The sequence below is a fragment of the Reyranella massiliensis 521 genome (assembly GCF_000312425.1).
Lineage (GTDB): Bacteria > Pseudomonadota > Alphaproteobacteria > Reyranellales > Reyranellaceae > Reyranella > Reyranella massiliensis.
The window spans coordinates 4821671-4845733 of the sequence record NZ_HE997181.1; the positions used below are offsets into that span (position 1 = coordinate 4821671).

Genomic DNA, 24063 nt, shown 5'->3' on the forward strand with positions numbered 1-24063 from the left:
CATGGACAAATTCACCAAGGTGACCGGCGTCGCGACGCCGTTGATGCGCCAGAACGTCGATACCGACCTGATCATCCGCATCGAACGGCTGGTAGACAATGTGACCCGCGACGGTCTCGGGCCGTATTGCTTCGAGCAGCTTCGCTTCAAGCCGGACGGCAGCGAAGACCCCGACTGCATCTTCAACCAGCAACCCTATCGAGACGCGCCCATCATCCTGAGCCGCGAGAATTTCGGCTGTGGATCGAGCCGCGAGGGTGCGGTATGGGCGCTGAAGGGTATGGGCATCCGCGCGGTGATCGCGCCCTACTTCGGCGACATCTTCAACAACAACTGCTTCCAGAACGGCCTGCTGCCGGTGGCGTTACCGATCCACGAGATCGAGCAGCTCGCCGACGAGATGAAGGCCTCGCCCGGCAATGCCCGCGTGACGATCGATCTCGAGAACTGCCAGGTCGTCTCGCCCACCGGGCGCGTCATTCCCTTCCAGATCGACGCGCGGCGCCAGCATGCGATGCTGAACGGTCTGGACGACATCGCCCAGACCATGGCGCGCAAGGACGAGATCGCTGCGTGGCAGGCGCAGGACAAGACGGTACGGCCCTGGGTTTGGCTCTAGTCGCTTGACGCCTCTCCACGTCGCTGCGGCCCTCCTCATCGTGGCGATGTGGGGGCTGAACTTCACGGTCATCCGCTTCGGCCTCGACGAGTTCACACCCTTTACGTTCGCGACCTGGCGCTTCGTGCTGGGCGCGCTGCCGATCCTGTTCGTCCCGAAGCCCGCGATCTCCTGGGGCACCCTGGCCGGGATCGGCGGCTTCATGTTCACCGGCCAGTTCGTCTTCCTGTTCTTCGCCATGGAAGCAGGTCTGCCGCCCGGCCTCGCCTCCGTGCTGGTGCAGATGCAGGGACCGCTCACGGTCGTGCTGGCTGCCCTCTTCCTGCGCGAGCACGCGACGCGCGGCCAGTGGCTGGGGCTTGCCATCGCGGTCGCGGGCATCGCGCTGATCGCCCGGACGGTCGAGGGTTCGGCCAGTCTCTTCGCCATCGGGCTTGCGCTGCTGTCGGCGCTCACCTGGGCAACCGGCAATCTTTTCTTTCGCTCGGCCCGCGGCGTGTCGATGTTCGCGGTGACGGTCTGGGCAAGCGTCCTGCCGCCCCTGCCACTCGGTATTGCCGCCCTGGTGATCGACGGGCCGACGGCGCTGCTCTCGCCGCTGCTGGCGCCGACCTGGCGCGGCTGGTTCGTGCTTTTCTATACGGTCGTGCCGGCGATGTGGCTGGGTTACCTGATCTGGGGCACGCTGCTGCGCACTTATCCCGCCGCGAAGATCGGCCCCGTATCGCTCCTCGTGCCCTGTGCCGCGCTGACCTTCGCCGCCCTGCTGGTCGGCGAGCCGGTGGGAGGCGTGCGTCTGCTGGGCATTATCGTCGTGTTGGGCGGCGTGGCGACGGGGGTTTATGCTTCGGCGCGGCGGATGCGCTGAAGACCACCGGCGGCACCGCGCGGCTGACCACCTCGCGCAAGGCAAAGCTCGATTCGATGCGGGCAACGCGCGGCAGCCGCGACAGCTCGGTGCGATGGATATGTTCGAAATCCTCGATGTCGCGCGCCAGCACGGTAACGATGTAGTCGTCGCTGCCCGACATCAGGAAACAGCGCACGACCGACGGGCAATCGATGACGCCCGCCTCGAATGCCTTGAGGGCGTCGTCGCTCTGGCTTTCCAGCGTGATCCTGACAATCACCGTGACCGCAAGACCAAACCGACCAAGGTCGAGCACCGCCTGATAGCCCCGAATGATCCCATCCTCTTCCAGCGCCCGCTGTCGACGGGCGATCGCCGTGCTCGACAGACCGATGCGGGCGGAAAGATCGACTTGGCTTACGCGCGCGTTGGCCGTCAGTTCCGACAGGATGAGGCCGTCGACCCGGTCCATGTCGACTCGTTTTGAATTCTGCGCCATTTGCCTCCTGGCCGCGGATATCTGGTGTAATCCTATCATTTCACCGCCAGATTGCAGAAACTCAAACCAGAGCCCTTGATAAATTGGCACACTGACACAGAAGGACCCATTCGATGCGCGTCGGAGTGCCGAAGGAGATCAAAACGCATGAATATCGCGTCGGGCTGACGCCCGGCGCGGTCAGAGAATATGTCCATGCGGGCCACGAGGTGGTCGTGGAGACGACGGCCGGTTCCGGCATCGGCGCCGACGACGAAGTCTACCGCAGGGCCGGCGCCACGATCGCCGGCACGGCCGCTGAGGTCTTCGCCGCCGCCGACATGATCGTGAAGGTGAAGGAACCGCAACCCAACGAATGGGTCCGCCTGCGGCCGGGCCAGATCCTGTTCACCTACCTGCATTTGGCCGCGGACCCTGAACAGGCACGCGGCCTTCTTGCGTCGGGCTGCACGGCTATCGCCTATGAAACCGTGACCGACGCCCATGGCGGCCTGCCACTGCTGGCGCCGATGAGCGAGGTCGCCGGCCGACTCTCCATCGAAGCCGCCGGCAATGCGCTGCAACGTCACCGAGGCGGACGCGGGCTCTTGCTGGGCGGCGTGCCCGGCGTGGCGCCAGCCAAGGTCGTGGTACTGGGCGGCGGCGTGGTCGGCACCCATGCCGCCCGCATGGCCGCGGGCCTCGGCGCCGATGTTTCCGTCCTCGACCGCTCGCTGCCGCGCCTGCGCGAGCTGGACGAGCTGTTCGAGGGCCGCGTGCGCACCCGCTATTCGACTCTCGAAGCCGTCGAGGCCGAAGTGTTCTCGGCCGATGTCGTGATCGGCGCCGTGCTGATCGCCGGCGCCAGCGCGCCGAAGCTGGTGACGCGGGCGATGCTGAAGTCGATGAAGCGCGGCGCGGTGATCGTCGACGTGGCCATCGACCAGGGCGGCTGCTTCGAGACCTCGCATCCGACGACCCACGCCGCTCCGACGTTCGAGGTCGATGGCGTGATCCACTACTGCGTCGCCAACATGCCCGGCGCCGTACCTCTGACGTCGAGCGAGGCGCTGAACAACGCCACGCTGCCCTTCGGCCTCGCCCTGGCACGCAAGGGCCTCGCTGCGGTCGCCGAGAATCCGCATCTCCGCGCCGGCCTCAACATCCATCGCGGCCGCTTCACGCACAGGGCGGCGGCCGAGAGTCTCGGCCTGCCCTTCTCGCCGGCGGACGAAGCAATCGCGGCGTAGTCCTCTTCCTCCCCCGCGCTTCGCGAGAGGGAGGAGGCTCTATATCAGGGCAGCAATCCCTGTCGTCCTGAGCGTAAGCGAAGGACCTCATCGCCGCTTGCCACCGGCATGAGATCCTTCGCTGCGCTCAGAATGACAGAAAAGGCCCTCCGCTAAGCCTTCTGCAGGCCGCACCACTCGGCGATGAACAGGGCCGTCGCCTGGGTGATCTTGCGCACCGATTCCAGATTCACGCGTTCGTCGAAGCCGTGGATGTCGTCGGACTGCGGGCCGTAGACCAGGGCGGGGATGCCGGCATAGAGGCCGAAGAAGCGGTTGTCGGCCGTGCCGGTCGAGGTCTTGTCCTCCAGTGCCGCGCCGAACACCGTCTTGTGCGCCTCTGCCAGCACGTCGCGCACCTGCTCGTGGCCCTTCAGCACGAAAGGCTCGGCCTGGAAGCCCTCCCAGGTCACGCTCGGCGGGTTGTTGCCGAGGAACGGATCGTTGGCCGCGGCATGGCGGATCAGGTCCTCGATCTCCTGCCGGCACTCCTTGAGGTTCTGGGACGGCAGCACGCCCACGCGCATGTCGAAGGTGCACCAGGCCGGCACCGAGCTCGCCCAGTCGCCACCCGCGATCTTGCCGACGTTGAAGTTGACCGGGTGATGGTGGTCGCAGAAGTGCTTGTCATGCGCCTTCCTGGCGTTCCACTTCTTCTCCAGCTCGCGCAGCTGCTGGATCAGGCGGAACGCCGATTCGATGGCGTTGGAACCGGCATCGGCCTTGTAGACGTGCACCGGATGGCCGGTGACCTTGACCTGGAACCACATCACGCCAACCTGCGCGATGGTGAGCACGCCCGACGAGGGTTCGGGGATCAACGCGGCGTCGGCGCGGTAGCCGCGCTGCAGGCAGGCCAGTGCGCCGTTGCCGGTGCATTCCTCCTCGACCACCGACTGCTGGTAGACGTCGGCCGCCGGCTGCCAGCCCAGAGCCTTCAGCGCGCGCAAAGCAAAGACGTTGAGGATCAGGCCCGCCTTCATGTCGCCCGAACCGCGGCCGTACAGCCAGCCGTCCTTCACCGCGGGCTCGAAGGGATTGCGGCTCCACATCTCGTGCGGCCCCTCGGGCACCACGTCGATATGGCCGTTGAGGATCAGCGAGCGGCCCTTGGGCGAAGACGGCCGCCAGGCGCCGACCACGTTCCACGCATCGTCGTAATCCTGGCTGTGCGGCGAGTAGCCCGGCAGGTGCTTGAGATCATCGATCTTGATCTGCCAGCGGTCTATGCCGAGCCCGTCTTCCTTAAACAGGCGCGCCATCATGTCCTGCGCCGGCGCCTCGCGAAACCGCGTCGACGGGATCTTCACCAGATCGGCCAGCACTTTGGTCTGATCGTCGAACCGACGATCGACCTCGTTCATGATCTTCGTCTTCACGGCAGCATCGAGCATCACTCAACTCCAGAAACGAGCCCTCAGTTCCAAGCCAGCTTGCGCGCACGCCGTTGCGAGCGCGACAGCATGGCCGCCGGGACGAGAGCGACGAGGGCCACGACACCTACAATGATGAAGGTATCGGAGAATGCCAACATCTGGGCTTTGCCGTGCACGATGGCGCCAAGATATTCCAGCGCACCGGCCTTCTGCTGTTGGAAGGGCAGGCCGCTCTTCTGCATCAGCTTCTCAAGCTGGGTAAGGAGATGTTCGGTGGTGCGGTTGCCCCAATCCTGCGTGCCGGTCAGCGCGTCGGCGTGGAAGCGGGTGCGGACCTCGAAGAAGGCCACCATCAGGTTGATGCCGAAGGCGCCGCCGAGCTGCCGCATGAAGTTGGCGACGCCGGCACCCTGCCGCACCTTGTCGGCCGGCAGCGCCTTCAGCGAGGAGGCGTTGAGGCTGGGGTTGATGAAGCCCAGCCCCAGGCGCGAGACCATCACCATGGCGACCAGCGTCCAGAAGGTGGTGTCGATGTCGGCCGCTGCCATCCAGACGAAGCCCAGGGAGAAGAGCAGCAGCCCACCGATGATCATGGTCGAGGCGGGCATGGCGTCCGACAGGCGGCCGGCCAGCGGAAAGATGAAGGCCAGCATGATGCCGGCCGGCATCATCATCAGGCCCGCCAGCAGGGGCGTGAAGCCGATGATGGTCTGGACGAACACCGGCACGATGTAGGTCGAGCCCATCATGCCGGCGCCGAAGATGAAGGCGATCAGCGCCGCCGCCGAGAACTCGACGTTGCCAAAGATTCGCACGTCGAGCAGCGCGCGCGGCGTGTAGAGCTCCCAGGCGACGAAGGCCACCGTCGCCACGGCGCCGCCGACCAGACGCAGGACGATCGCGTCGGAAGCCCAGCCCTCGCGCTGGCCGTCGGCAATGCCGGTCATCAGCCCGAACAGCGCCAGGCACAGCAGAACGAAGCCCAGCCAGTCGAACGGCGGGATGACCCGCGGGATCGGTCGCGTCGGCATGAAGACCAGCCCCATGACGGCGGCGATCACGCAGAAGGGCAGCGAGATGAAGAAGACGTAGCGCCAGGAAAAGTATTCGATCATCAGGCCGCCCAGGGTCGGGCCGATGGCCGGTGCGAAGACGACGCCGAGGCCGAACACGCCCATCGCCATGCCACGGCGGTCCGCGGGAAAGACCGTGAAGATCGTGGCCATGACCAGAGGCTGCGCCACCCCGGCGCTGAAGCCTTGGAGAACACGGGCGAAGATCAGCGCATCCTCGGTCGGCGCGCTGCCGCCCATCACGGCGCCCAGCGAAAAAAAGAAGAGCGCACCGACAAAAGTGCGGCGTTCGCCCAGCACGCCGGTCAGCCAGGCGTTGATCAGCATGCCGGCGGTCATCGTCGCCATGTAGGCCGACGACATCCACTGCGCCTTGTCCTGGCCGATGCCGAAGGCGCCCATGACGTCGGGCACCGCCACGTTGACCGTGGTCATCGCCAGCACCATCGAGACGACGCCGACCATGCCGGTGACGGTGACCAGCCAGCGATAGGCCGGCCCGTAACGTTCCGAGAGCGCCGCCGCCGTCTGGAGGGGGCTATCGGATGTCAATTTCGACTTCGACCATCATGCCGGGCGTCAGTGGCTTCGGCATCTTGACCATGTCGACCTTGACCGGGACACGCTGGGTGATCTTGGTGAAATTGCCCGAGGGATTGGGCGTCGGCAGCAGGGCGAAGCGGGCCGTCGTGGCGCTGCCGATGCGCGCGACCTTGCCCTCGAAAGTGTCGCTGGGATAGGCGTCGACCGAGACGCGTACATACTGGCCGAGCTTCAATTTGCCGACCTGCGTCTCCTTGATGTTGGCCTCGACCCAGACCTCGTCGGGATTGTGCAGCAGCAGAATGCGCTGGCCCGAGGCGACGTATTCGCCCGGCAGCACGAAGGTGCGGTCGATCACGGCCGGCACCGGGCTCTTGATGGTGCGATCCTCGACATCGACGAGCTGCTGGGAAAGCTGCGCTTCGAGGTTGGCCTCCTGATGGGCAAGCGCGGCGATCTGGGCGTCGATGACGCCGAGCTTGTAGCTCTCGCTCTTGGCTTCCTCGAGGCTGCCCGTCGCCTGCTCGTGCTCGGCCTGGAGCTGCTGGATCTGGCTTTCGAGCTTCGACACCGCCGCCTGCGACACTTGAAGCTGGCGCTCGTTGATGACGCGGCTGCTGAACAGGGTGGTGCTGCGCTCCAGCTCCAGGCGGGCCAGGTCGAGATCCGACCGCAGCGCCGCCAGAGCCTTCTCGCGCACCACCACAGCCGACGTGCGCGTGCGGGTGAGGGCATCCATCTGGCTCTCGCTCAGGCGCCATTCGGCCCGCAGCTTGGCGCGTTCGGCCTGAACCTCCTGAACCTGCGACTGCAGCGCGCCGACCCGAAGCTTGGCGACCCTGTCGTCGATCTTGACCAGGACCTGACCGGCTTCGACCATCATGCCCTCGCGCACCGCAAGATCGGTCACCCAGCCGTCGGCGCGGCTCGATATCGTCACCACGTCGGCCGTGACGCGCGCGTCGTACTCGTAGACGTGGGTCAGCCGCAGATGCAGTTCGCGGCCGCCATAGACGAGAGCAATACCGAGCAGCGCGGCAATGCCCAGCGAGCGGGGCCGCAGCAGGGCGCGCACGATGCCTGCGCGTCTCCCTGCACTGACGCGTGGCAGGATGCCGACCGGGGGCACGGCACGGGGAACTTGCGAAGCGGGCTGAGGCGTCGACTTGGCGTCGGGCGGCGATACCGATTGATCCACGACGCTACTCCGCCGTCCCCAATCGAGATGCGCTGTCAGCCTTTGTCATAAAAAAAGAATAAGGCTGAAACATTCGGCGGGCCATCGTTCTTCAACCTGAAAGCCGCCTTGCAGCACCGCGCCGATTGCATGCCAAGCCGCGCATCCATGCCGCCGTTTCGCTCTCTGGCCACGGCCGCTTGCCAAATCGGCCGGCCCGACTGACCTTTCTTCCGAGGCCACCGATACGCCGCTCGCACAGCAAAAATTCAACCCGGGGATGCCACCATGCCTGATGCCTCCCAGAGTCCTGCCCGCCCTGCCCGGCAGCTCGACGTCGCCATCGTCGGCGGCGGACTGGCCGGTCTCTATGCCATCCATCGCCTGCGCGGCCTCGGCCTGAAGGTCCGGGCCTACGAGGCGGGCTCAGGGATTGGCGGAACCTGGTTCTGGAACCGTTATCCCGGCGCCCGCTGCGACGTCGAAAGCCTGGAATACTCCTACAGCTTCTCCAACGAGCTGCAGCAGGAGTGGAAGTGGCCGGAGCGCTATGGAACCCAGCCCGAGATCCTAAAGTACATCAACCATGTCGCCGACCGTTTCGACCTGCGCCGCGACGTACAACTCAACACGCGCATCAAGGCGGCGACCTTCGACAGCAAGGCCAACGAATGGACCCTGCGTACCGAAAGTGGTGAGGAGATCCGCGCACGTTATTGCGTGATGGCCGCGGGCAACCTCTCGACGCCGCGAGTGCCGGACTTCAAGGGTATCCAGAGATTCAAGGGCAAGTGGTACCATTCGGGCCTGTGGCCTCACGAAGGCGTCGACTTCACCGGCTTGCGCGTCGGCGTGATCGGCACGGGTTCATCGGGTGTGCAGATGATCCCGATCATCGCCAGCCAGGCCAAGCACTTGCACGTATTCCAACGCACCGCCAATTTCAGCCTGCCGGCGCGCAACGGACCGATGGAACCGGAACGCGAACGCCGCCACAAGGCCGAGTATCCGGCCCGCCGCGCCGCGGCCGCGGAAACACCCTTCGCCATCGCCGGCCATCCCAAGCCCACCAAGTCGGCGCTCGACGTGCCGGCCGACGAACGCAACAGGGCCTACGAGTCCAAGTGGCAGGAGGGTGGCAGCATCAGCTACCTCTATTCCTATACCGACCTGCTGGTGAACAAGGAGTCGAACGACACGGCTTCGGAATTCGTGCGCAACAAGATCCGCGACACGGTGAAGGACCAGAAGACCGCCGAGCTGCTGGCGCCCAAGGACCACCCCATCGGCACCAAGCGGCTCTGCCTCGATACGAACTATTACGAGACCTACAATCGCGACAACGTCACCCTGGTCGACGTGCGGAGCGCACCGATCCAGGAGATCACCGAGACCGGCGTGCGCACCGCGGCGGGCGACTACGAACTCGACGCCATCGTCTTCGCCACGGGCTTCGACGCCATGACCGGCGCCCTGCGCGAGATCGACATCCGCACGACCGACGGTGCGGTGCTGGCCGATCATTGGGCCGGCGGACCGCTCACCTATCTCGGCCTGATGATCTCGGGCTTTCCCAACATGTTCGTGATCACCGGCCCCGGCAGCCCCGGCGTGAAGACGCAGATGATCGCGTCCATCGAACAGCATGTCGACTGGATCGCCGATGCCATCGACCATCTGCACAAGCACCAGCTCGACCGCATCGCACCCAATGCCGATGCCGAGAGCGAATGGGTGAGCCACGTCAATGCCGTGGCCGACTCGACGCTCTACCCGCTGGCCAATTCCTGGTACGTGGGTGCCAACATTCCCGGCAAGCCACGCGTCTTCATGCCCTATGTCGGCGGCTTCGACCGCTACAAGAAGCGTTGCGACGAAGTCGCAGCCGACGGCTATCCGGGCTTTACGCTGTCGCGGCACGAGTCCGTCCTCGCGTGACGCCCGCGATCTTCGTCCATCATCGCATCGACGCAGCGCCTCGCACATGGCAGGCGCTGGCCGACCGGCTGGCGGCCGACGGCGCGCGGCGCCTCGCCGACGCGGGCGGTACGCTCTACGGCGTCTGGCGCAGCCAGATCGGCCGGCCGCGCGACGAACTGCAGGCGATCAGCGTTTGGCCGAAGGCGGTCACAGCCGCCACCGCCGAACAGGCGCTGCTCGATCAGGAACCTGACCTCCGCGCCGCCCACAGCGAAGCGATGATGGCCACCCTCCGTCCCACCGACGAAACACCACCGACGCGGCAGGGCAACTACGCCTTCCGCTGGTTCGCGACGCCCGAGCCGCATTGGCCGGAGTTTCTCGACCTCTGCGCGGCCGCGTGGCCCGGCTTCGAGAGCGCCTACGACTCGCAGGTCATCGGACTCTGGCAGGCCACCGGCGACCGAACGGGCAAGGCGGCCGACGAAGCCAGCGGCGCCGGCCGGTTCGGCGGTGTGCGCAGCCTGCTCCTGACCCGCCGGCCCAACCTCGCCATGTGGGAGCGGTCCAAGCTCCCCGAAGGTGCTGCGGAGGCGCAGGTTCGCGACAAGCTCAGCCGCCGCTACGACCTCTGCGACTGGACGGTGGTTTCCACTGCGACCCTTCTGACAGCTGCCGACCGTCAGGATACCGCCCGCTGGACTTGAGCCGGCGCGACGCCTATCTCACCGCCGCCATGCCGACGCTGCGCTCCCTGGACGCTCTGGAACGCGAGGGGCTCCTGTCGCCCGACCCGCGGCTGGAGGCTGCCGCGCAATCCATGGCGATTGCCGTCACGCCCGAGATGGCGGCCCTGATTGATCGCACGGACCTCACGCGAGATCCCATCGCCCGCCAGTTCGTGCCGAGCGTGGCCGAAACCGAGGTGGCGCCCGAAGAGCTGGCCGATCCAATCGGCGACGAGTTCCGCTCGCCGGTGAAGGGTATCGTCCATCGCTATCCCGACCGCGTGCTGCTGAAGCCGCTGCATGTCTGCCCGGTCTACTGCCGCTTCTGCTTTCGCCGCGAAAAGGTGGGGCCAGGCGGCGAGGCGCTGTCGGCCGACGAGCTGGACGCCGCTCTTGCCTATATCCGGGCACGGCCGGAGATCTGGGAAGTGATCCTGACCGGCGGCGATCCGCTGATGCTGGCGCCGCGCCGTCTCGGCCGCCTGCTCGCCGCCCTCGACGCCATCCCGCATGTCGCGGTGATCCGTATCCATAGCCGCGTGCCGGTGGCCGATCCCGGCCGGATTACCGAGGAACTGGTTGCCGCCCTCCGGCCGCGCCGTACCGGCGTCTGGCTGGGTGTGCACTGCAACCATGCCCGCGAACTCACGACCGAGGCGCGCACCGCCCTCGCGCGGCTCGCGAATGCAGGCCTGCCCCTGATGGCCCAGACGGTGCTGCTGAAAGGCGTGAACGACGATGTCGAAACCTTAGAGCAGCTCATGCGCGCGCTCATCGCCGCACGCGTGAAACCCTACTACCTCCATCATCCCGATCTGGTGCGCGGCACCGGCCATTTCCGCGTGTCGATCGCCGAGGGCCAGGCGCTGATGAAAGCCCTGCGTGGCCGGCTTTCCGGCCTGGCGCAGCCGACTTATGTGCTCGACGTACCGGGCGGCCACGGCAAGGTCCCGGTGGGACCGTCCTATCTCGGCGACGACCCGGACGCGCTCACCGTCCAGGATGCGTTCGGCGGCAGCCATTCCTATCCGCCGCGCTGACGCCTCCGAACGAGGCGTCGAGCCCTAGTTTTTCTCAGAGCCCTCCTATCGGCGACCGCCCGCCGCGAGGGCGGGCCGGCTTGACCGGGCCTGGGGGGCGGCCAGCTCCTCGACCAGCCATTCCTCGAACGCCTTGGTCTTCGGACGATTGACCGATGCCGGCGGACAGACGAACCACCATGCCTTGCCGCTATCGACGATCTGGTCGAACGGCTGGAACAGCCGGCCCTCCGCCAGCTCTTCGCGAAAGAGCTGTGGCGGACCAACGGCCACACCCGCGCCTTCCATCGCCGCTTCGACGGCGATCATCGTCGAGTCGAACGTGAGCACGCGCTTGGGCTTGAAGTCGCCCATGCCGACCGCACGCAGCCAGATCGGCCACTCGGGATCGTAGGTCATATCGATGAACGGCACGCGCTTGAGATCGTCGAGCGACTTCAGCTTGTCGCGATAACGCTTGCCGCAAAGCGGCGTCAGCACATCGCTGAAAAGCCGCGTGGCATGGATATCGGCCTCCGGCTGCACCGTGAAGCGGATGGCGCAATCGACATCCTCGCGCGCGAAGTCGACGCGCTTCTGGCTCGTCGTCATGCGCACTTCGATCTCGGGGTGCTTGGCCTGAAAGCGATGCAACCGCGGCACCAGCCAGCCGAGCGCAAACGTGGTGACCAGGCTGACATTCAGTGTGCCCGAATTGGCCTTGCGCCCGACCCGCTCCAACGCATTGGTCATGCGGTCGAAAGCGTCGCGCAGATCCGGCAGCAACGCCTCGCCTTCGCTGGTGATTTCCAACCCACGCGGGCGGCGCACGAACAGCGCCACGCCGAGCCTTTCCTCGAGCGCCTTTACCTGATGGCTGACGGCAGCCTGGGTAACGTGAAGCTCTTCGGCGGCATGAGTGAAGCTTGCGTGGCGGGCGGCGGCCTCGAAGGCCCGGAGCGCGTTCAGAGGCAATTGAGAACGGCTCATTTAGGGCACCCGTTCATAGAAATTCTATCCCTCCCCCGAGGTTTGATCCTTTGAAATAAAGCTCAGCATACCGCAAATACAGCCTGTAAACGAGGCGGAACCGCCACTCCCGGCATTGGTCGCCTCAAACGGAGCTAAGTCATGTCGACCCTGTCCAGCGTACGGGCATTTGCTCGTGCGGAAGCCCCCTCCTTCTCTGTCGGCCGCGCCGTGTCGCTGCTGGCGGGTGTGGTTGCGGCCGGGATCGAGAAAGCCATGACTCGAACCGAGCTCGCCCGGTCGCGACGCCAACTCTCTCAGTTGGATGAGAGGCTCTTGCGGGATATCGGCATCGACCGAGCCACCGCACGCTTCGAAGCCAACAAGGGTTACTGGAGCTAGCGCGCCGCCCAGGCGTCCCTGGAAAACACGCCATCGATCGTCGGAGGAATAACCCCTTTTCTCCGGTGATCTTTGCGTGTTGCCGGGCCCTTCAATAAATCGGGCAAGCCTGTCGGCTTCCGGATCGGTCGTTCGTCCTAAGGGCATTCGATCACAATTCCGGAGTGCCGAGATGCTGAAACACGTCCTCTTCCTGGCCGCGGCTCTGCTCGCGCCTGTGGCTGCGCTTGCCCAGAGCAAGCCCGGCAATGGCAAATACGCCGATATCGGAAGCCTCAAGCTCTACTATCAGCTTCACGGGCAGGCCCAGCCTCAATCCAAGAGCCGGCCCCTGCTGGTGCTGCATGGCGGCTTCATGACGATCGAGGCCATGGGCCCGATCCTGCCGGCATTGGCCAAGGGCCGGCAGGTGATCGCGGTTGACCTGGAGGGCCACGGCCGCACTGTCGATCTCGACCGCCCGCTCAGCCTCGACCAGATGGCCACCGACGTCACGGTCCTCCTGAAGCAGCTCGGAGTCGAGAAAGCCGATGTGCTGGGCTTCAGCATGGGCGGTGGCGTCGCCCTGCGCATTGCGGCCGCAGAGCCTCAACTTGTCGCCAAGCTGGTGGTGATCTCCTCGCACCACAGGATGGATGCCTATTACCCGTCGATCCGGGCCATGTGGCCGGGTATGACGGTCCAGGGCTTCAGCGGCACGCCGATGGAGAAGGCCTATCTCGAGACCGCGCCCGATCCCAAGCGCTGGCCGGTGTTCGTCGAAAAGATGAAGCAGATGATGCTGTCTTCGACCGACTGGCCCGACGCCAAGATCCAGTCGATCAAGGCACCCACCCTGCTGATCGCCGGCGATGCCGACCTGTTTCGACCGGAATCCATGGTCGACCTGTTCCGGTTGCTAGGCGGCGCCCGACCGGACGGCGGCATGGCGGGCCTGCCGGCCTCCCAGCTTGCCATTCTGCCGGGGGCAACCCATTTCGGCATCCTTTACCGCACCGACCTTCTGCTGCCGATCATCGTGCCGTTCCTGGAGTCCTGACGGTCTCCGGCAAGGGAATTGCCGGCCGGCGCCGGATAGAGCAGGTTGGGGTCATGGTGTTTTCTAGGCGCCATGACCCAGCATCCTCTTTCGTTCCCCGCCGTGGCCCTCGCCACCTCAACTCTCCCAGACCCGGACACTTGCTGGCAGGCCGTCCAGCGACGCGACCGGGCCTACAACGGCCGGTTCTGGTTCTCGGTGAAGACGACCGGGGTCTTCTGCCTGCCCTCGTGTGCGGCTCGCCCGCCGCTGCGCGCCAACGTCGCCTTCCATGCCTCGCCCGAGGCGGCGGAGGCGGCAGGCTTCCGCCCCTGCAAGCGCTGCAAGCCGCGCGAGTGGCGAGCCGATCTTGGCCTCAGCCGGCCGGTGGCACGCGCCTGCGAGCTGTTCGATGCCGGGTTCGACGAGGGCGACACCGACAGTCCGCCGTCGCTGGCCGAGGTCGCCCGCAAGGTCGGCCTGTCCAGCGGCGCGCTGAGCAAGCGCTTCCTGGCCGAGCTGGGCGTCAATCCGCGCGACTGGCTGATCGCCCGCAAGCGCGAGCGTTTCCGCCGCGCCCTGCGCGATGGCTCCAGCGTCGCCGACGCGATCTATGGCGCGGGCTACGGTTCGCCCAGCCGGGTCTACGAAAGCAGCGACCGGGCACTCGGCATGACGCCCGCGACCTACGCCAAGGGCGGCGCAGGTGCGCACATCGACTACACCACCGTCGACTCCGACTACGGCCGTGTCCTTGTCGCGGCGACGCAGAAGGGCATCGCCGCGGTCTTCCTGGGCGACGACGACCAAGCGCTGGAGAAAAGCCTGAAGCGGGACTTCCCGGCCGCCGAGATCGAACGGGACGACAAGGGCTTGAGCGCGAGGGTCAAAGGCGTCCTGTCGCGGCTCTATGGCCGCAAGCCGTCGGCGCTCGACGCCCCCGACGTGCCGCTCGACATCGTGGGCACGGCTTTTCAATGGAAGGTGTGGAAGGCCTTGACCGAGATCCCGGCCGGCGAAACCCGGACCTACGGCGAGATTGCCCGCCAAATCGGCGAACCCAAGTCGGCCCGCGCCGTCGGCCGTGCCTGCGCGACCAACCAGGCGGCCGTCGTCATCCCCTGTCATCGTGCGGTCGGCGCCAGCGGCGCCCTGACCGGCTATCGCTGGGGCGTGGCCCGCAAGGAGCGGCTCCTGGCCGAGGAGCGGCGGCGCAACAACAGATAGAACGCGCCGCTGCCGCCATGATGGGCGTGGGCCGATCGGACCGCTCGCACATAGGCACGATTGTCGGCGCGATTGAGCCAGCCCACGAATTCCGACCGGATGCGGCCGCCGATCAGGCGGCCGCTTTCCTTGCGCAGTCCTTTCCCCGTCACGATCAACACCACCCTGAGGTCGCGGTCGGCCGCTCGCGAGAGGAATCGGCCGACCGCCTGCTCTGCCGCCGCGAGCGTCATGCCGTGCAGGTCGAGCGAAGCCTCGGGCGACAGCCGGCGGCGGGACAGGGCGCGTGAAACATCCCGATCGAACGTCCGGTCATCGGTGCTCAGCTCCGGCACCTTTGCCGCCCGGGATGGCACCGATGGGAGAATCCTGGCCTTGGGCTTTGCCGGTACCTCGGCTTTCGGCTTCGGAACGACGCGCGCAACGAGGCTTGCGGTCCGCCGCTTCTTGTCGAGCGGCTTCACGTCGGCCATCGCCGCGGCGAACAGATCGGCGTCCTTGACCGTATTTCTGACCATGGGGGTTTTCGTGTAGCCTTGCCGGTGGGGCAGGTCTACACAGCCCATCATGGCCATCGCTCCCCCTCCTCGGCCCAACGCCCAACCTCAACCCGATCCCGATCTGAAGACCGGCTTGCAGTTTTTGCGTGCCGGCTGGTTCGATCGCGCCGAGCCACTGTTTCGGAAGGCGCTCGGTCGGCATGGCGAACGGCCCGACATTCTCCACTATCTTGCGGTCTGCCTGTCGCAACGCGGCGCGCTGCAGGAAGCGGAAGGTCTGTGGCGCAAGGCCGTGGCGAAGGATCCACGGGAGCCGATGCTGCTCTACAATCTCGGCCTGGCGTCGCGCCGGCTGGGCAATCTCGACGAAGCAGCGCGTCGTTTCCGCGACACCATCCGCCAGGCGCCGACCCATGTCGAAGCGCGCCTGGCGCTGGCTTCGGTCCATATGGACCAGGAGCGCTACGCTGCAGCAGAGCGCGAACTCTCGGAATTCGTGAGCAACGTCGACCGCGCCATCAACGAGCATCAGGGCGACGCCCTGAAGCCATCGCAGGCACGCGCCCGCAATATGCTGGGCTATGCGCTCTATCGTCTGAACCAGCCCTCCGCCGCGATCGAGGTTCTGGACATGGCGCTGGCCGATGCCGGCGAGGATGCCGCCCGCCGCGGTCAGATCCTCGGCGACCGGGCGCTGGCGCTGTCTGCCCTCGGCCATCACGACGAAGCCATCGCCGAGGCCGGCCGGGCTCTCGAACTGGCGCCCTCCAGCCCCACGATCAACCATGCGCTGGGCTACATCCTGCATTTTGCAGGCCGTCCGAGCGATGCGATCCCGCCGATCCAGAAGGCGTTGGATCTCGACCCGACTTTCGGCCCCGGCTACCGCACCCTGGCCTTGGCGCAGGCCGCTGCAGGCAAGGCCGATCAGGCCATGGAGCTGCTGAAACAGCTCATTGCGCGCAACCCGGCGGACCGCCACGCCGTGCTGCAGCTCTCGATCATCCATATCGACGCCAAACGCTTCGAAGAGGCGCTGGCTGTCCTGACGCCCTACCTGAAGATCGCGCCGCGCGATCCGCGCGCCCTCAACAACGAAGGTCTGGCCCTGCTTGGCCTGGACCGTTTCGACGAGGCGCGGCGGGCGCTGAAGCGGGCCCTCAAGACGGTGCCGGACGATCCCTTCGCGCTCACCAACTTCGGTCGGGCGCTGGTCGCCCTGGGCCGCGCGGCCGAAGCGAAGCCACAGCACGAGCATGCCCTGCGCGCCCTGCCGGGCGATGCCCGCTTGCTGGTCAATTACGGCCTCTGCCTCGCGGCCCTCGGCGAGCGCGACAAGGCGCGCGAGACGCTGGATGCCGCGTTGGCCGCGAATCCGGACAACGAGGAGGCGCTGCTGGCGCGCGCCGCGCTCGACCAGAACCAGTAAGCACAGCGTGGTGAGTGCAGGACGATGAGTGCAGGAGCTGACCGTTTGGCGGAAGTGTCCCGCCACATCGCCGAGGCGGCCCGGGCCGCCAACCGCAATCCGGCCGACGTCACCCTGGTGGCGGTCTCCAAGACACATGGCGCCGACCGCGTGCGCGAACTGCTCGAGGCCGGCCATCGCGTTTTCGGCGAGAACCGCGTTCAGGAAGCGCAGGGCAAGTTTCCCGACCTCAAGGCCGCCTGGCCCGATCTCGAACTGCATCTGATCGGCCCGCTGCAGACCAACAAGGCGCGCGACGCCGTCGCATTGTTCGATGTCGTACAGTCGGTCGACCGCGAGAAGTTGGCTGCGGCGTTGGTGAAGGAAATGGACCGGCTGGATCGTCGGCCGGCCTGCTTCATCCAGGTCAATACCGGCGAAGAACCGCAGAAGGCCGGAATCCTGCCCAAGGATCTCGACGCCTTCGTTGCAGCCTGCCGGAACCAGTACCAGCTGCCGGTCGTCGGGCTGATGTGCATTCCGCCGGTCGATGAAGAGCCGGCGCTGCATTTCGCCCTGTTGGCCAAGATGGCGGCCCGCAACGGCCTCGCCAAGCTCAGCATGGGCATGAGCGCCGACTACGAAACGGCGGTACGGCTGGGCGCCACCCATGTCCGCGTCGGCAGTGCGCTTTTCGGCGCTCGGCCTCCCTTGCCCGTGCATGCCTGAGCTTCCCGAGGTCGAAACCGTCCGACGAGGCTTGCTGCCGCGGCTGGTCGGGCGGCGCATCGTCCGGCTGCAGCAGCGCCGGCATGACCTCCGGGTGCCGTTGCCGGCGAAGTTCGCCAGCCGAGTCGAAGGCCGCACCGTGCGGGCCATCGACCGGCGGGCCAAGTATCTGCTGATTCGTCTCGACGACGGCCAGACGCTGATCGCCCATCTCGGCATGTCCGGCCGCATGACCCTGCACGACGCGGCAAGTGCTGCCAGCCATCCGCTCGACCGGCATGACCATGTCGTGTTCGACGTCGACGACGGCTGGCAGGTTCGTTTCAACGATGCGCGCCGCTTCGGCCTGATGCTGCTGGTCGCCGACGATGCCGTCCTCCAGCACAAGCTCTTCAAGGGACTGGGCCCGGAGCCGTTAGACGATACGTTCGACGGCGCCGCCCTCGCGATCCGCCTCGCCGGTCGCAAGACGCCGATCAAGGCCGCCTTGCTCGACCAGAAGACACTGGTCGGCGTGGGCAACATCTATGCCTGCGAAGCTTTGTTCCTGGCAGGTATCTCGCCGCGCCGGTCTGCACACACTGTGCAAGGCACACGCGCCGACCGCCTTGTCGAGGCGATCAAGCGCGTGCTCATCCGTTCGATCGAGGACGGTGGCTCGACGCTACGCGATCATATCCAGCCCGGCGGCGAACTCGGCTACTTCCAGACCCGCTTCAATGTCTACGACCGTGCCGGCATTGCCTGTCCGACACGCGGCTGCGGTCGGACCGTCAAGCGGCTCGTGCAGGCGGGCCGCTCGACCTTCTATTGCGCCCACTGCCAGCGCTAGCTTAAGTGCGGTCGACACGCGAGGAGGAGATCCAGTGGCGGCTGCATACGAGAACGTCCAAACCGAAACCAAGGGCCGGGTCGGCATCATCCGGCTGAACCGCCCGAAGGCGCTGAACGCGCTCTGCGCCGACCTCGTGCGCGAACTCGGTCTGGCCCTTGATGCCTTCGAGGCCGACCCCGGCATTGGCTGCATCGTGCTGACGGGCAGCGAGAAGGCTTTCGCCGCCGGCGCCGACATCAAGGAGATGAAGGACAAGTCTTATCAGGACGTTTTCCTTCAGGACTTCATTACCGTCGGCTGGGAGAAGGTAAGCCACGTCCGCAAGCCTGTGGTCGCTGCTGTCGCCGGCTACGCCTTGGGCGGCGGCTGCGAGATGGCCATGATGTGCGACTTCATCATCGCGGCCGACAACGCCAAGTTCGGCCAGCCGGAGATCACCCTGGGCACGATCCCGGGCGCCGGCGGCACCCAGCGCCTGCCGCGCTTCGTCGGCAAATCCAAGGCCATGGATCTCGTCCTTACTGGCCGCATGATGGATGCAGCCGAGGCCGAGCGCTGCGGCCTGGTGAGCCGGGTCGTCCCGCTCGCCCAGCTCATGGACGAGGCCGTGGCCGCGGCCGAGAAGATCGCCGGCATGTCGCTGCCGGCCACAATGGTCGCCAAAGAGGCCGTCAACCGGGCCTTCGAGACCACTCTGGCGGAGGGCATTCGCTTCGAACGTCGCACCTTCCATGCGACCTTTGCCTTCGACGACAGGTCCGAAGGCATGGCCGCCTTCGCCGACAAGCGCAAACCGGCCTGGAAACACCGCTGATTGCGCGGTTTTGGCCCGCTTGACCCGCCTTGCCACGGCCCGTATAAGCGCGCCCTTCCGAGGGAAAGAGGATTAAATGGCGAATCACAAGTCGGCCGAGAAGCGCGCCCGCCAGACCAAGCGCCGCACCGCCGTGAATACGGCCCGCCGCAGCCGCGTGCGCGGCTCGATCAAGAAGGTCGAAGAAGCGATCAAGTCGGGTGACCAGAAGGCCGCTCAGGAAGCGTTGCGCGCCGCGCAGCCGGAGATCCAGCGTGGCGCTCTCAAGCGCATCGTTACGAAGAATGCTGCCGCTCGCCGCGTGTCTCGTCTCACCGCGCGCATCAAGGCAATGGCCTGATCTTCTCCATACTCGGAACTCTGAGAAAGAGAACGTGAACGCCGCTCATACGAGCGGCGTTTTCTTTTTCCGAACATCCTCGAACGGTTTTCGTCGAAAAATTTTTTATCGATTTGCGACGATGAATGTTTGGTCGTCGATTGGCCGAACGACATACGATTCGGATTTATCGGATGAGGTGCGCTCGTTGGCGCTAGATGTTGAGCGCTACGTCGCGTCGAACGTCGAGGAGAATCGAATCATAACGCTTGTCAATCGACTCACCTCGCGAAGTGTCTGAATAGCGTGCGAGCTTCAGCATGTGAATCGTTTGCGCACACGAGGGAGTCTGGATATGAGTCGGCCCATCGCGAAGGGGCGTGGGGCGCTGCGACGCGAGCCAGATGGAGAAGAGGGGATTCCTCTCCATCGATTGAGACGAACGAGGGAGACAAACCACAACGCTTCGCTGGCTCGACGATAGAAAGATGAAGCGTCCCTCGAGTGACGCTCGCTGAAAATTCCTTCATCGTCCTTGTCGCGTTGTGTGTGTGTGTGTCGCCTTTGATCGCTGGCTCGTTTGGCTGCGCCTCGTTTCGGTGAACGACGAGCGGGGGGCCATGCCGACAGACAACAAGATCGCTGGCACTTATGAGATCTCCGCCGTCGCCGGCTATGCCGGCGATGTGGCGCCGATGGTGGCCTGGAAGATACTCAGCGAACACAAGAACGCCGTACTGATCGATGTTCGCACTCGTCCCGAATGGAACTTCGTCGGCCTGCCCGATCTCACTGCGCTCGACAAGAAGCCGGCGCTGGTCGAATGGCAGATCTTTCCAAGCATGCAGCCAAACCCGGAATTCGTTGCCGCGCTCTCGAGCGCGTTGACGGACAAATCGGCCCCGCTGCTCTTTCTTTGCAGGAGTGGGGCTCGATCGGCCGCGGCGGCGAAAGCCATGACCGCGGCCGGCTACAGTACGTGTCTCAATGTGGCAGACGGCTTCGAGGGGCCCCTGAATGCGCAGGCCAAACGCGGCGTGGCAGGGGGATGGAAGGCAGCGGGACTTCCGTGGAGACAAACGTGAACCGAATCCAAGCGCCGATTCAAGGCAACAAGAATACATACGAAGACAACAGTGTGGCGGGGGCAAATATGGATGAAGGAGCGGGCCGGAAGGAGCTCGAAGCGCATTGGGTGCGCGTCTGCGACCGGCTACGCAAGGAAATCGGCGACAAGGCCTTCAAGACGTGGTTCGGCGAGGTCGAACTGGGCGAACTGAAGGCCGGCAAGCTGCGCCTCTATGCGCCGACTCGATTCGTGCGCGACTGGGTTGGCCGCCACTATGGCGACCGCGTGCTCGCCTACTGGCAGTCGGTGAACACCGAGGTGAAGAACGTCGAGGTCAACCTGGTGCCTCCGCCGGCACCGCGTCGGCCGAACGACATCATCGCCGTGCCGCCGGTCCCCTCTTCGCAGAGCTACCAGCCGCCGATGCCGCGGATGGGTCCGGCGATCGGCCGGGGCAATGAGGAACTAACGCAGGGTCCCGAGGCGCGCTACACCTTCGCCAACTTCGTGGTCGGCAAGCCGAACGAGTTCGCCTATGCCGCAGCGCGCAACATCTCCGAACAGGACCTGCCGTTGCCGGAGCGCAACCCGCTCTACATCTTCGGCGGCGTCGGGCTCGGCAAGACGCATCTGATGCACGCGATCTGGCACGCCATCCGCGAGCGCGATCCCAAGACGCGCGTGCTCTACCTCACGGCCGAGAGCTTCGTGAACCGCTTCATCCAGGCGCTGCGTACGAAGAACACGGGCCAGTTCAAGGAGCTGTTCCGCAACGTTGACGTATTGATGGTCGACGATGTGCAGTTCATCTGCGGCAAGGAAGCCAGCCAGGACGAGTTCTTCTTCACGTTCAACTCGCTGGTCGAGCAGAACAAGCAGATCATTCTCTCCTCGGAGAAGCCGCCGAGCGAGCTTCAGGACATCGAAGAGCGCATGCGCTCGCGGCTGGGCAGCGGCCTCGTCGCCGATATCCATTCCTCGACCTATGAGCTCAGGCTTTCGATCCTGCAGACCAAGGCGGAGACGGCGCGCGTGCCGGTGCCGATGGCCGTGCTCGAGTTTCTCGCGCACAAGATCAGCACCAACATCCGCGAACTCGAAGGCGCGCTGAACCGGGTCGTGGCGCACGGCCAGCTCATCGGCCGCGAAATCACCGTCGAGATGGCGCAGGACGTGCTGCACGACCTGCTGCGCCAGGCCGACCGAAAGGTCACGGTCGACGAGATCCAGCAGCGGGTGGCGGCGCACTACAACATCAAGCTCGCCGAAATGAGCTCACCGCGTCGTGCGCGCTCGGTCGCCCGGCCGCGCCAGGTGGCGATGTATCTCGCCAAGCAACTCACCACCCTCAGCCTGCCGCAGATCGGCAAGCGCTTTGGCAATCGCGACCACACGACGGTCATGCACGCCGTACGCAAGATCGAGGAACTCAAGATTTCCGACCTTTCGATTGCAGAGGATGTCGAGTTGCTCAAGCGTCAGCTGCAAGGCTGACAAATCCCTCTCATTAGGTGTGAAAAGGGGCCCTCCGGGGCCCCTTTTTGCGTCCGCCGGCGGCCTCTAAACGCCTCAAATAACGAGCGAAATTGCTTCCCGCCAATCGGGCGCGTGGTATACTTCGTTCCCGTTCCACCGTTGCGTTTCGCGGCCGGCAGAACGGGCCCAAAAGCGAACCAATCCGGCCCAGAAAACGGCGACCAAAACATGAAACTGACGATCGAACGGGCAGCCCTCCTGAAGGCACTGGCCCATGTGCAAAGTGTCGTCGAGCGTCGGAACACGATCCCCATTCTCTCCAATGTGCTGATCACGGCGCAGAAGGGCCGTCTGAGCCTCGCGGCGACCGACATGGACCTCGCCATCACCGAAACGGTCGAGGCCAATGCTTCCAAGACCGGCTCGACCACGGCGCCGGCCCATACGCTCTACGAAATCGTCCGCAAGCTCCCCGACGGCGCCCAGGTCGAACTCGAGACCGCCTCCGACGGCGGCAGCCTGACGATCCGCGCCGGCCGGTCGCGCTTCACCCTGCAGTGCCTGCCGCCGGCCGACTTCCCGGCGATGACCGAAGGCGACCTGCCGCACCGCTTCCAGCTTCCGGCGACCGACCTCAAGGGCATCATCGACCGCACGCGGTTCGCGATCTCCAACGAGGAGACCCGCTACTACCTGAACGGCATCTACTTCCATGCCGCGACCGCCGGCGGCACCGAGGTGCTGCGCGGCGTGGCGACCGACGGCCATCGGCTGGCCCGGGTCGAGGTGCCGCTGCCTAAGGGTGCCGGTGAGATTCCGGGCGTGATCGTGCCGCGCAAGACCGTGGGCGAAGTGCGCAAGCTCCTCGACGAGAGCGATGGGTCCGTCGATGTCGAACTGTCCGACACCCGCATCCGCTTCGCCAGCGGCAATGTCACCCTGGTCAGCAAATTGATCGACGGCACCTTCCCGGACTACGAGCGGGTCATCCCGGCCGGCAACGACAAGGTCCTGAACGTGCCGTGCAAGGAATTCGCGCACGCCGTCGACCGCGTCTCGACCATCTCCACCGAGAAGTCGCGCGCTATCAAGCTCGCCGTCGCCAAGGGCGTCGTCACGCTCTCGGCCACCAGCCCTGATGCCGGTAGCGCGACCGAGGAAATCGAGGTCGAGTACCAGGACACCGCGCTCGAGATCGGCTTCAACTCGCGCTACCTGCTCGACATCACCGAACAGATTGCAGGCACCGAGGCCCGCTTCCTCATGGCCGATGCCGGTTCGCCCACACTGGTGCGGGACGGCGCGGACGAGAGCGCGCTCTACGTGCTCATGCCGATGCGGGTATGACGGCAGGGGCCATCAGCGCACTCGCCTACGCCTCCGACGCCGTATCTGGCGCTGCGCCGGCACTCCTCGCCGTGCGCCAGCTCCGCCTCAGCGACTTCCGCAACTACCGCCAGCTCCGCCTCGACTGCGGGCTGGAGCCTGTCGTTCTGGTCGGCGCCAATGGTGCCGGCAAGACGAACCTGCTCGAGGCCTTGTCCTTCCTGGCCCCCGGCCGCGGCCTGCGCCGCGCCCGGCTCGACGAGGTCTGCCATCGCCCGCGCTCGGCCGGCAACGACGATGCCCCTGCCACCTCGTGGGCGGTCGCCGCCACGCTCGATACGCCGGACGGACGGGTCGCCATCGGCACCGGCCTGGAGCCTGCCCGTAACGAAGGCGGTCTGCCGCGCCGCGTGGTGCGCATCGACGGCCGAACGGCGCCGAGCCAGACCGCGCTTGGCCGGCATGTCGCCGCCGTCTGGCTGACGCCGCAGCTCGACCGTCTGTTCCTCGACGGCGCCAGCGAACGCCGGCGCTTCCTCGACCGGCTGGTGACGGCGCTGCATCCCGAACATGCCGGCGATGTGGCAGCCTACGAGAATGCGCTGCGCCAACGCGCCCGTCTGCTGGGCGAGGGCAATCGCGATCCGCATTGGTTCACCGCCCTGGAAGACACAATGGCCCGCCACGGCGTGGCTCTGGCGGCTGCCCGAGCCGACACGGTCCAGCGCCTGGATGCCGCCGCCCGGCTGGGAGTCGGCCCCTTCCCGCGGGCCTCGCTTGCCATGGCTGGCGAGGTCGATGGCTGGCTGGCCACGATGGCCGCCCTCGACGCCGAAGACCGTCTGCGCGGCGAACTGGCCGCCTCGCGCTTGCGCGATGCCGACGCCGGCACCACATCC

24 protein-coding genes are annotated in these 24063 nt (G+C 65.9%); 18 read left to right on the forward strand and 6 right to left on the reverse strand.

What is annotated here, in order from left to right:
• The first annotated feature begins 1 nt into the window (after nt 1).
• Nucleotides 2–619, forward strand: a complete 618-nt coding sequence (gene leuD, locus BN60_RS23560; protein WP_020698631.1) for a 3-isopropylmalate dehydratase small subunit — start codon at nt 2–4, stop codon at nt 617–619.
• A 4-nt stretch (nt 620–623) separates the two neighbouring features.
• Complete coding sequence (locus tag BN60_RS23565; protein ID WP_020698632.1) at nt 624–1487, forward strand: EamA family transporter; 864 nt, start codon at nt 624–626, stop codon at nt 1485–1487.
• On the opposite strand, the gene BN60_RS23570 is transcribed toward BN60_RS23565, so the two are convergent.
• Nucleotides 1426–1968: an Lrp/AsnC family transcriptional regulator gene (locus tag BN60_RS23570; protein WP_051150178.1), complete on the reverse strand. Its 543-nt coding sequence runs from the start codon at nt 1966–1968 to the stop codon at nt 1426–1428. The genes BN60_RS23565 and BN60_RS23570 overlap by 62 nt on opposite strands.
• A gap of 113 nt (nt 1969–2081) precedes the next feature.
• Here BN60_RS23570 and ald point away from each other — a divergent pair, with 113 nt between their 5' ends.
• Entirely contained in the window at nt 2082–3197 is a 1116-nt protein-coding gene (gene ald, locus BN60_RS23575) for an alanine dehydrogenase (RefSeq protein ID WP_020698634.1), read from the forward strand.
• A 152-nt stretch (nt 3198–3349) separates the two neighbouring features.
• Here ald and BN60_RS23580 read toward each other — a convergent pair whose 3' ends face one another.
• Genes BN60_RS23580 through BN60_RS23590 form a run of 3 tightly spaced genes read right to left on the reverse strand, consistent with a single transcriptional unit; the run spans nt 3350 to nt 7426 of the window.
• The gene (locus tag BN60_RS23580; protein WP_020698635.1) at nt 3350–4630 is read right to left on the reverse strand and encodes an ArgE/DapE family deacylase; all 1281 of its coding nucleotides are present in this window, start codon (nt 4628–4630) and stop codon (nt 3350–3352) included.
• Nucleotides 4631–4653: 23 nt separating this feature from the next.
• Nucleotides 4654–6237 carry a DHA2 family efflux MFS transporter permease subunit gene (locus BN60_RS23585; protein ID WP_020698636.1) on the reverse strand — a complete coding sequence of 528 codons (1584 nt, stop codon included), beginning with the start codon at nt 6235–6237 and terminating at the stop codon, nt 4654–4656.
• Nucleotides 6224–7426, reverse strand: coding sequence for an HlyD family secretion protein (locus BN60_RS23590; protein WP_051150179.1), 1203 nt, complete (start codon nt 7424–7426; stop codon nt 6224–6226). Before BN60_RS23590 ends, BN60_RS23585 begins: the two co-directional genes overlap by 14 nt.
• A 267-nt stretch (nt 7427–7693) precedes the next feature.
• Between BN60_RS23590 and BN60_RS23595 the strand changes: the two genes are divergently transcribed.
• The 3 genes from BN60_RS23595 to BN60_RS23605 are packed head-to-tail and all read left to right on the forward strand — an operon-like array spanning nt 7694 to nt 11093.
• Complete coding sequence (locus BN60_RS23595) at nt 7694–9343, forward strand: flavin-containing monooxygenase (protein ID WP_020698638.1); 1650 nt, start codon at nt 7694–7696, stop codon at nt 9341–9343.
• Complete coding sequence (locus tag BN60_RS23600) at nt 9340–10032, forward strand: hypothetical protein (RefSeq protein ID WP_020698639.1); 693 nt, start codon at nt 9340–9342, stop codon at nt 10030–10032. The genes BN60_RS23595 and BN60_RS23600 overlap by 4 nt, the downstream gene beginning before the upstream one ends.
• Complete coding sequence (locus tag BN60_RS23605) at nt 10029–11093, forward strand: lysine-2,3-aminomutase-like protein (RefSeq protein WP_020698640.1); 1065 nt, start codon at nt 10029–10031, stop codon at nt 11091–11093. The genes BN60_RS23600 and BN60_RS23605 overlap by 4 nt, the downstream gene beginning before the upstream one ends.
• 45 nt (nt 11094–11138) lie before the next feature.
• Here BN60_RS23605 and gcvA read toward each other — a convergent pair whose 3' ends face one another.
• Nucleotides 11139–12062 (reverse strand): transcriptional regulator GcvA, encoded by a 924-nt coding sequence (gene gcvA / locus BN60_RS23610; protein WP_020698641.1) that lies wholly within the window; start codon nt 12060–12062, stop codon nt 11139–11141.
• 141 nt (nt 12063–12203) lie between these two features.
• Between gcvA and BN60_RS31225 the strand changes: the two genes are divergently transcribed.
• The 3 genes from BN60_RS31225 (at nt 12204) to ada (ending at nt 14688) form a co-directional block, all read left to right on the forward strand.
• Nucleotides 12204–12443, forward strand: a complete 240-nt coding sequence (locus tag BN60_RS31225) for a DUF1127 domain-containing protein (RefSeq protein ID WP_020698642.1) — start codon at nt 12204–12206, stop codon at nt 12441–12443.
• Nucleotides 12444–12615: 172 nt separating this feature from the next.
• Nucleotides 12616–13482, forward strand: a complete 867-nt coding sequence (locus BN60_RS23620) for an alpha/beta fold hydrolase (protein WP_020698643.1) — start codon at nt 12616–12618, stop codon at nt 13480–13482.
• Between the two features lie 72 nt (nt 13483–13554).
• On the forward strand, nt 13555–14688 hold the full coding sequence (gene ada, locus BN60_RS23625; protein WP_020698644.1) for a bifunctional DNA-binding transcriptional regulator/O6-methylguanine-DNA methyltransferase Ada: 1134 nt from the start codon (nt 13555–13557) through the stop codon (nt 14686–14688).
• Here the strand turns inward: ada and BN60_RS29225 are convergent.
• Nucleotides 14622–15263 carry a Smr/MutS family protein gene (locus BN60_RS29225; protein ID WP_083856257.1) on the reverse strand — a complete coding sequence of 214 codons (642 nt, stop codon included), beginning with the start codon at nt 15261–15263 and terminating at the stop codon, nt 14622–14624. The genes ada and BN60_RS29225 overlap by 67 nt on opposite strands.
• On the opposite strand from BN60_RS29225, the gene BN60_RS23635 reads away from it, so the two are divergent.
• The 9 genes from BN60_RS23635 to BN60_RS23675 all read left to right on the forward strand — a co-directional run.
• The gene (locus tag BN60_RS23635; RefSeq protein WP_083856258.1) at nt 15256–16617 is read left to right on the forward strand and encodes a tetratricopeptide repeat protein; all 1362 of its coding nucleotides are present in this window, start codon (nt 15256–15258) and stop codon (nt 16615–16617) included. The two genes, BN60_RS29225 and BN60_RS23635, sit on opposite strands and share 8 nt — an antisense overlap.
• Nucleotides 16618–16641: 24 nt before the next feature.
• Complete coding sequence (locus BN60_RS23640) at nt 16642–17325, forward strand: YggS family pyridoxal phosphate-dependent enzyme (RefSeq protein ID WP_043284287.1); 684 nt, start codon at nt 16642–16644, stop codon at nt 17323–17325.
• Nucleotides 17318–18157, forward strand: a complete 840-nt coding sequence (mutM, locus tag BN60_RS23645; RefSeq protein WP_020698648.1) for a bifunctional DNA-formamidopyrimidine glycosylase/DNA-(apurinic or apyrimidinic site) lyase — start codon at nt 17318–17320, stop codon at nt 18155–18157. The genes BN60_RS23640 and mutM overlap by 8 nt, the downstream gene beginning before the upstream one ends.
• 34 nt (nt 18158–18191) lie before the next feature.
• Nucleotides 18192–18974, forward strand: coding sequence for an enoyl-CoA hydratase (locus tag BN60_RS23650; protein ID WP_020698649.1), 783 nt, complete (start codon nt 18192–18194; stop codon nt 18972–18974).
• Between the two features lie 76 nt (nt 18975–19050).
• Nucleotides 19051–19314 carry a 30S ribosomal protein S20 gene (rpsT, locus tag BN60_RS23655; protein WP_020698650.1) on the forward strand — a complete coding sequence of 88 codons (264 nt, stop codon included), beginning with the start codon at nt 19051–19053 and terminating at the stop codon, nt 19312–19314.
• Nucleotides 19315–19913: 599 nt separating this feature from the next.
• Nucleotides 19914–20378, forward strand: coding sequence for a rhodanese-like domain-containing protein (locus tag BN60_RS23660; protein ID WP_083856426.1), 465 nt, complete (start codon nt 19914–19916; stop codon nt 20376–20378).
• Between the two features lie 68 nt (nt 20379–20446).
• Nucleotides 20447–21856: a chromosomal replication initiator protein DnaA gene (gene dnaA, locus BN60_RS23665; protein ID WP_051150314.1), complete on the forward strand. Its 1410-nt coding sequence runs from the start codon at nt 20447–20449 to the stop codon at nt 21854–21856.
• A 210-nt stretch (nt 21857–22066) separates the two neighbouring features.
• Nucleotides 22067–23185, forward strand: a complete 1119-nt coding sequence (gene dnaN, locus BN60_RS23670) for a DNA polymerase III subunit beta (protein ID WP_020698653.1) — start codon at nt 22067–22069, stop codon at nt 23183–23185.
• Nucleotides 23182–24063 (forward strand): AAA family ATPase (locus BN60_RS23675; RefSeq protein ID WP_020698654.1); only part of this gene is annotated, 882 nt, incomplete at its 3' end. The genes dnaN and BN60_RS23675, both read left to right, overlap by 4 nt.

Bases quoted from the DNA above. Each gene is read 5' to 3' on its own strand.
- leuD (WP_020698631.1), top strand. From the start codon at position 2: ATGGACAAATTCACCAAGGTGACCGGCGTCGCGACGCCGTTGATGCGC.
- BN60_RS23570 (WP_051150178.1), bottom strand. From the start codon at position 1,968: ATGGCGCAGAATTCAAAACGAGTCGACATGGACCGGGTCGACGGCCTC.
- ald (WP_020698634.1), top strand. From the start codon at position 2,082: ATGCGCGTCGGAGTGCCGAAGGAGATCAAAACGCATGAATATCGCGTC.
- BN60_RS23580 (WP_020698635.1), bottom strand. From the start codon at position 4,630: ATGCTCGATGCTGCCGTGAAGACGAAGATCATGAACGAGGTCGATCGT.
- BN60_RS23595 (WP_020698638.1), top strand. From the start codon at position 7,694: ATGCCTGATGCCTCCCAGAGTCCTGCCCGCCCTGCCCGGCAGCTCGAC.
- gcvA (WP_020698641.1), bottom strand. From the start codon at position 12,062: ATGAGCCGTTCTCAATTGCCTCTGAACGCGCTCCGGGCCTTCGAGGCC.
- BN60_RS31225 (WP_020698642.1), top strand. From the start codon at position 12,204: ATGTCGACCCTGTCCAGCGTACGGGCATTTGCTCGTGCGGAAGCCCCC.
- BN60_RS23620 (WP_020698643.1), top strand. From the start codon at position 12,616: ATGCTGAAACACGTCCTCTTCCTGGCCGCGGCTCTGCTCGCGCCTGTG.
- ada (WP_020698644.1), top strand. From the start codon at position 13,555: ATGACCCAGCATCCTCTTTCGTTCCCCGCCGTGGCCCTCGCCACCTCA.
- BN60_RS23635 (WP_083856258.1), top strand. From the start codon at position 15,256: ATGGCCATCGCTCCCCCTCCTCGGCCCAACGCCCAACCTCAACCCGAT.
- BN60_RS29225 (WP_083856257.1), bottom strand. From the start codon at position 15,263: ATGGCCATGATGGGCTGTGTAGACCTGCCCCACCGGCAAGGCTACACG.
- BN60_RS23640 (WP_043284287.1), top strand. From the start codon at position 16,642: ATGAGTGCAGGAGCTGACCGTTTGGCGGAAGTGTCCCGCCACATCGCC.
- mutM (WP_020698648.1), top strand. From the start codon at position 17,318: ATGCCTGAGCTTCCCGAGGTCGAAACCGTCCGACGAGGCTTGCTGCCG.
- rpsT (WP_020698650.1), top strand. From the start codon at position 19,051: ATGGCGAATCACAAGTCGGCCGAGAAGCGCGCCCGCCAGACCAAGCGC.
- BN60_RS23660 (WP_083856426.1), top strand. From the start codon at position 19,914: ATGCCGACAGACAACAAGATCGCTGGCACTTATGAGATCTCCGCCGTC.
- dnaA (WP_051150314.1), top strand. From the start codon at position 20,447: ATGGATGAAGGAGCGGGCCGGAAGGAGCTCGAAGCGCATTGGGTGCGC.
- dnaN (WP_020698653.1), top strand. From the start codon at position 22,067: ATGAAACTGACGATCGAACGGGCAGCCCTCCTGAAGGCACTGGCCCAT.